The following is a 4986-nucleotide window of genomic DNA, read 5'->3' on the forward strand; positions in this document are numbered from 1 at the left end:
GTCCCCGGCCCGGTCGCCCGGGCCTACCGCTCGGCCCGGTCGCCCGCTGGATCAGGCGTCCTCCCAGCGGAACAGCCGCCAGGCGAGCGCGGTGAGCGCGGCCGCGAACGCGAGCAGGCCGGCCATCGCGGGCAGGCAGTCCGTCAGCCCGCCGCCGCGGGTGAGCACCGACTGGGCGGAGATCACCAGGTAGCGCAGCGGGAAGACGTGCGAGAACTGCTGCAGCCAGTGCGGCGAGTTGTCCAGCGGGAAGAACGCGCCGGACAGGAACGACATCGGCAGGATGATCACCTGGTTGATGCCGTTGGCCGCCTCCTCGGTCTTCGCGATCGCCCCGGTGACCAGGCCGATCGACATGAAGGCGAGCGTCGCGCAGAGCACCAGCGGGATCACCAGCCACCAGTTCCCGGTCAGCTTGAGCCCGAACACGGGGGTGGTGGCGACCAGCAGGAAGATCGCGGTCTGCATCAGCGCCACCACGCAGGTCACCAGCACCCGCGAGCCGACGATCGACCCGACGCTGACCGGGGCCAGCCGCAGCCGGCGCAGCAGCCGCTTCTTGCGCCAGGAGACCAGGCTGAGCGAGGCGCTGAAGATGGCGCCGGTGGCCACCGCCCAGCCGAGCAGGCCGGGGGTGAGGTACTGGATCGGCTTGAGCGACTGGTCCTCCACCTGGGAGGCGGCCAGCGTGTACCTGGGCGGCTGGCCGGTGGCCTGCTGGTTGGCCGACTGGACCACGGACTGCAGTACCGCCTGCACACCGCCGGACCGGACCTGGTCCGAGGCGCTGTAGCGGACCACGACCTGCCCGCCCGGACCCTGCTCGACGAGTGCGTCCAGGTCGCCCTTGCGCACCTTCTGCAGCGCGGTGGCCTCGTCCGGGATCCGGGTGATGGTCAGGACCTGCTCCAGGCCCTTGCGTTCGTCGCCCTGGACGGAGTCCAGCACGGCGACCTGCCCGACCTCGGCCACCTTCACGTGCGGCGAGGTGGCGCCCTTGAACAGGAAGCCGAAGAGCAGCAGGAACATCAGCGGCAGCGCCAGGGTGAAGAAGAGCGCCGTGCGGTCGCGCAGGAAGGCGACGAACATCACCCGGGAGAGGCTGACGAAGGCGCTCGCCCTCCCGTCGCCCCCGGCCGCGGGTGCCCCCGGTGCGGGGGCGTCGTCGGTGGGGCGGGTGGTCTCGGGGGCGCTGTTGCTCATGCCCGGTACTCCCGTCCGGTCAGGTGCAGGAACACGTCCTCCAGGGTGGCGCCGCGGACCTCCAGGCCGCGCAGCGCGTTCTGCTCGGCCAGCACCGCGAGCACGGGCGCGGGCAGGCGGGTGGCCACCGAGAGCAGCACCCCGTTGTCCTCCACCGCGGAGACTTCGGCACCGGCGGCGGCGAAGAGCTCGCGCGCCCGCTCGGCGGTGACCAGCCCGGACTCCACGCTGACCCGCACCGTGTCGTCCAACTCCCGCACCAGCGCGGCCGGTGCGCCGGTGCGCAGCACCTTGCCGTGGTCCATCACCGAGACCCGGTCGCAGAGCACCTCGGCCTCGTCCAGGTAGTGGGTGGTGAGCAGCACGGTGCGGCCCTCGGCGTTGATGTCGCGCAGCAGGTCCCAGAGGTTGCGCCGGGCCTGCGGGTCGAGGCCGGTGGTCGGCTCGTCCAGGAAGACCAGCTCCGGGTCGTGCACCAGCGCGCAGGCGATGGACAGGCGCTGGGCCTGGCCGCCGGACATCTTGTCGGTGGCCACGGCGGCGGAGTCGGCCAGCCCCACCCGCTCCAGCCAGTGGTCGGCCCGCCGGTGGCCGATGCCGTAGAAGGAGGCGAAGGTGCGGATCGTCTCGCGCGCGGTGAGCCGGTCGAAGAAGGCGGAGGCCTGGAACTGGACGCCCATCCGCGGGAGCAGTTCGGTGTTGCGCGGCCAGGGCTTCAGCCCGAGCAGCTCCACCCGCCCCTCGTCGGGTTCGCGGATCCCCTCCAGGATCTCCAAGGTGGTGGTCTTGCCCGCTCCGTTGGGCCCGAGCAGACCGTAGAACTCGCCAGTCTCGATGGTGAGTGACACACCGTCGACAGCCTGGACATCCCCGTACCGCTTCCGGATCCCGTCCGCGGTTATTGCCGTTGTCATGCCGCTGAATGTAGGGCGTGGTGGGCCCGCGGACCAGATCCGGCGTCACGGTCGGCGAGATCTGAGAGTTGACTCTCAGATAATGTGAGAGGACACTCTCAGAATATGGGCAACCCGTTGGGCGACATCGAGATCACCGACCCGCAGGCGATGCGGGCGCTGGCGCACCCCGTGCGACTGGCCCTCCTGGAGCGGTTGCGGCGGTACGGACCGGCCACGGCGACCGAGTTGTCGCCGCAGGTGGGAGCCACGCCGTCGGTGACCAGTTGGCACCTGCGGCACCTGGCCGGGTTCGGGCTGGTGCGGGACGCCGAGCCCGGGCCGGACCGCCGGCAGCGGCGCTGGGAGGCGGTGGCCAAGGGGTTCCGCTTCGAGACGGGCGCCGAGGGCGAGGCGGGCGCGGCGGCGCGCGGTCTGGCGCAGCAGATGTTCCTGGCGGCGGCCGACCAGCCGCAGCGCTGGATCACCGAGGTGGAGCCGGAGTTGGGGCCCGAGTGGCGCCGGCTCGGCGGGCTGGCGAACACCCGGGTCGCGCTCACCCCGGGCGAGCTGGAGGAGTTGGGGGCCGCGGTGGAGCGGCTGCTGGCGCCGTACGTCCTGCGGGCCGAGGACGAGCGGCCGGCGGCGGCGCGGATGGTGCGGTTGATGAGGTACGTGCTGCCGGAACTGCCGGAGGGGGAGGACGCATGAGTGTGCCAGGGGTGGTGGAGGAGGCGGCGCCGCCGCGATCGGCGGCCGCGCCGCTGTGGCGGGACCGACGGTTCGGCAGATTCTGGGCCGGTCAGTCCGTCTCCCAGTTCGGCGACCGGATCAGCGAGTTGGCCCTGCCGCTGATCGCGGTGGGGGCGCTGCACGCGTCCACCGTGGCGGTGTCGGCGCTGACCGCGCTGGTCTGGGCGCCCAACCTGCTCGCGGTGCTGCTCGGGGCCTGGGTGGACCAGCGCCGCGGCAAGCGACAGCTGATGGTGGCCGCCGACCTGGTGCGGGCCGCGGCCCTGCTCTCGCTGCCGCTGGCCTACGCCTTCGGCACCGTGACGCTGGGTCAGCTGTTCGTGGTGGCGGTGGTCACCGGGGCGGCGGGGGTGCTGTTCAACACCGCGTACGCGCCGTTCTTCGCGCACCTGGTGCCGCGCTCGGCGTACCTGGAGGCCAACAGCAGGCTGAGCGCCAGCCGGTCCGCCTCCTACCTGGGCGGACCGGCGCTGGGCGGGCTGCTGGTGCAACTGCTGGGCGCACCGGTGGCGGTGGCGGCCGACGCGGCGTCGTTCGTGGCGTCGGCGGTGCTGGTGGGGCGGATCCGGGTGGACGACCCGCCGACGGCGGCCGGACAGGAGCCGATGCTGCGGCGGGCCCGCGCCGGGCTGGCCCTCGTGGTCCGCCACCCGGTGCTGCGGGCGAGCCTCGGGTGCTGCAGCACGGTCAACTTCTTCACCTTCGTCTCGACGGGAGTCCTGCTGCTCTTCGCCAACCGGGAGTTGGGCCTGTCGGCGGGGACGATCGGGTTCGCCACGGGCGTCGCGGCGGTGGGGAGCCTGCTGGGCGCGGTGCTGGCGCCGCGGGTGGCCCGGCTGATCGGGATGGGGCGCACGGCCGCGCTGGGTGCGGTGCTCTTCCCGGCGCCGCTCGCGCTGCTGGCGCTGGCGGACGGCCCGTCGTGGGCCCGCGCCGGGGTGCTGGCCGGGGCGGAGTTCCTCAGCGGGGCCGGGGTGATGCTCTTCGACATCAACCTCAACTCGCTGCAGGCCAGCGTGGTCCCGGACGAACTGCGCAGCCGGGTCTCGGGTGCGTTCAGCACCGTCAACTACGGGATCCGGCCGCTGGGTGCGCTCGCCGGCGGACTGCTGGGCAGCGCGCTCGGGCTGCGCGAGGCCCTGGTGATCGCGGCGGTCGGCGGGGCGCTGTCCGTGCTGTGGCTGCTGCCCTCGCCGATCCCGGGGATGCGGACCGTCGTCAGCCGGTGAACCTGGCCCGGAACGCGGCGAGGTTGGGGGTGCCGGCGGCGCGGTCCAGGACGGCGAAGGTGATCCGGGTGAACGGGGCGCCGTGGGTGCCCAGTGCCACGGCGAACGCGTCGGCCACCTCCGTCGGGTCGTTGCGGAACACTCCGCACCCCCAGGCGCCGAGCACGAGTTCGCGCACCCCGTGCCGGGCGGCCACGCCGAGGACGCGGCGGGCGCGTTCGGCCAGGGTCCCCGTGACGTCGACCCTGTGATCGGGCGAACGCAGCGCCAGCTGACCGGCGTTGGGGGCGGGGGAGGTCAGGAAGGAGACCCGGTAGGGGCGTTCGAGCAGCGCGCGGTGGCCGTCGCGGATCACCGGGACGTGCGGCGAGAAGATCACCCGGTGGCTGTAGTGCAGGTCGGACGAGGCGCGGTGGGCCTCGTAGTAGTCGGGGGCCTCGACCAGGCACCGGTACAGCAGCGCCGTGCGGCAGAGGTCCTCCTCCTGCGCCTTGGCCCCGCGCAGGTAACCGCCCCCGGGATTGCGGGCGGAGGCGAAGTTCAGCACGGCGAGGTGGTCGACGCCCGCCCCGGTGAGCCGGCGGGCGGCGCGCATGCTGTCCTCGTCGGTCACCTCGGTCCGGCCGGTGAAGGGGCCGGTGGGGTCGGCGACGAGGTCGGGCGCGTGGGAGACGGTCCCGGCCCGGGCGGCGTCGAGGGCGGCGGCCACGGAGACGGCGGCCCCGGTGGGGGAGGTGTACTGGCCGGCCTCGGCGATGCGCTCGTTCTCGGCGGCGAGGTTGCTCAGACGGTTGCTCATGCCGTGGATGGTAGTGCTGATTTATCGTCAGGGTGACGAATTTTACGACGCCGGCGGCCGGGCCGGTGGCGGAGCCGGGGAGCGCCGTTGCCCGGCCCCGGTGGTCGGG

The 4986-nt window shown here is 73.3% G+C and carries 5 protein-coding genes; 2 read left to right on the plus strand and 3 right to left on the minus strand.

Translation table 11 applies throughout. The features are described 5' to 3' along the window. Window positions 1-51 precede the first annotated feature (51 nt). Both ACFW1A_RS38510 and ACFW1A_RS38515 read right to left on the minus strand, forming a co-directional pair. A complete protein-coding gene (locus tag ACFW1A_RS38510; RefSeq protein ID WP_380417980.1) occupies window positions 52-1203 on the minus strand; it encodes an ABC transporter permease in 1152 nt (383 codons plus the stop codon). After that, window positions 1200-2117: an ATP-binding cassette domain-containing protein gene (locus ACFW1A_RS38515; protein WP_380417982.1), complete on the minus strand. Its 918-nt coding sequence runs from the start codon at window positions 2115-2117 to the stop codon at window positions 1200-1202. Before ACFW1A_RS38515 ends, ACFW1A_RS38510 begins: the two co-directional genes overlap by 4 nt. Window positions 2118-2222: 105 nt before the next feature. Between ACFW1A_RS38515 and ACFW1A_RS38520 the strand changes: the two genes are divergently transcribed. Further along, window positions 2223-2807 (plus strand): winged helix-turn-helix domain-containing protein, encoded by a 585-nt coding sequence (locus ACFW1A_RS38520; RefSeq protein ID WP_380417984.1) that lies wholly within the window; start codon window positions 2223-2225, stop codon window positions 2805-2807. Continuing rightward, window positions 2804-4078, plus strand: a complete 1275-nt coding sequence (locus tag ACFW1A_RS38525; protein ID WP_380417986.1) for an MFS transporter — start codon at window positions 2804-2806, stop codon at window positions 4076-4078. Before ACFW1A_RS38520 ends, ACFW1A_RS38525 begins: the two co-directional genes overlap by 4 nt. On the opposite strand, the gene ACFW1A_RS38530 is transcribed toward ACFW1A_RS38525, so the two are convergent. Then, window positions 4068-4877 (minus strand): TIGR02452 family protein, encoded by an 810-nt coding sequence (locus tag ACFW1A_RS38530; RefSeq protein WP_380417988.1) that lies wholly within the window; start codon window positions 4875-4877, stop codon window positions 4068-4070. The genes ACFW1A_RS38525 and ACFW1A_RS38530 overlap by 11 nt on opposite strands. Window positions 4878-4986: the final 109 nt, after the last annotated feature.

It is taken from the genome of Kitasatospora sp. NPDC058965, assembly GCF_042741245.1.
In the GTDB taxonomy this organism is placed as follows: Bacteria; Actinomycetota; Actinomycetes; order Streptomycetales; family Streptomycetaceae; genus Kitasatospora.

What these genes read in the sequence shown, in the direction of transcription:
- ACFW1A_RS38510 (WP_380417980.1), bottom strand. Translation starts at nt 1,203, where the DNA reads ATGAGCAACAGCGCCCCCGAGACCACCCGCCCCACCGACGACGCCCCC.
- ACFW1A_RS38520 (WP_380417984.1), top strand. Translation starts at nt 2,223, where the DNA reads ATGGGCAACCCGTTGGGCGACATCGAGATCACCGACCCGCAGGCGATG.
- ACFW1A_RS38525 (WP_380417986.1), top strand. Translation starts at nt 2,804, where the DNA reads ATGAGTGTGCCAGGGGTGGTGGAGGAGGCGGCGCCGCCGCGATCGGCG.
- ACFW1A_RS38530 (WP_380417988.1), bottom strand. Translation starts at nt 4,877, where the DNA reads ATGAGCAACCGTCTGAGCAACCTCGCCGCCGAGAACGAGCGCATCGCC.
- ACFW1A_RS38515 (WP_380417982.1), bottom strand. Translation starts at nt 2,117, where the DNA reads ATGACAACGGCAATAACCGCGGACGGGATCCGGAAGCGGTACGGGGAT.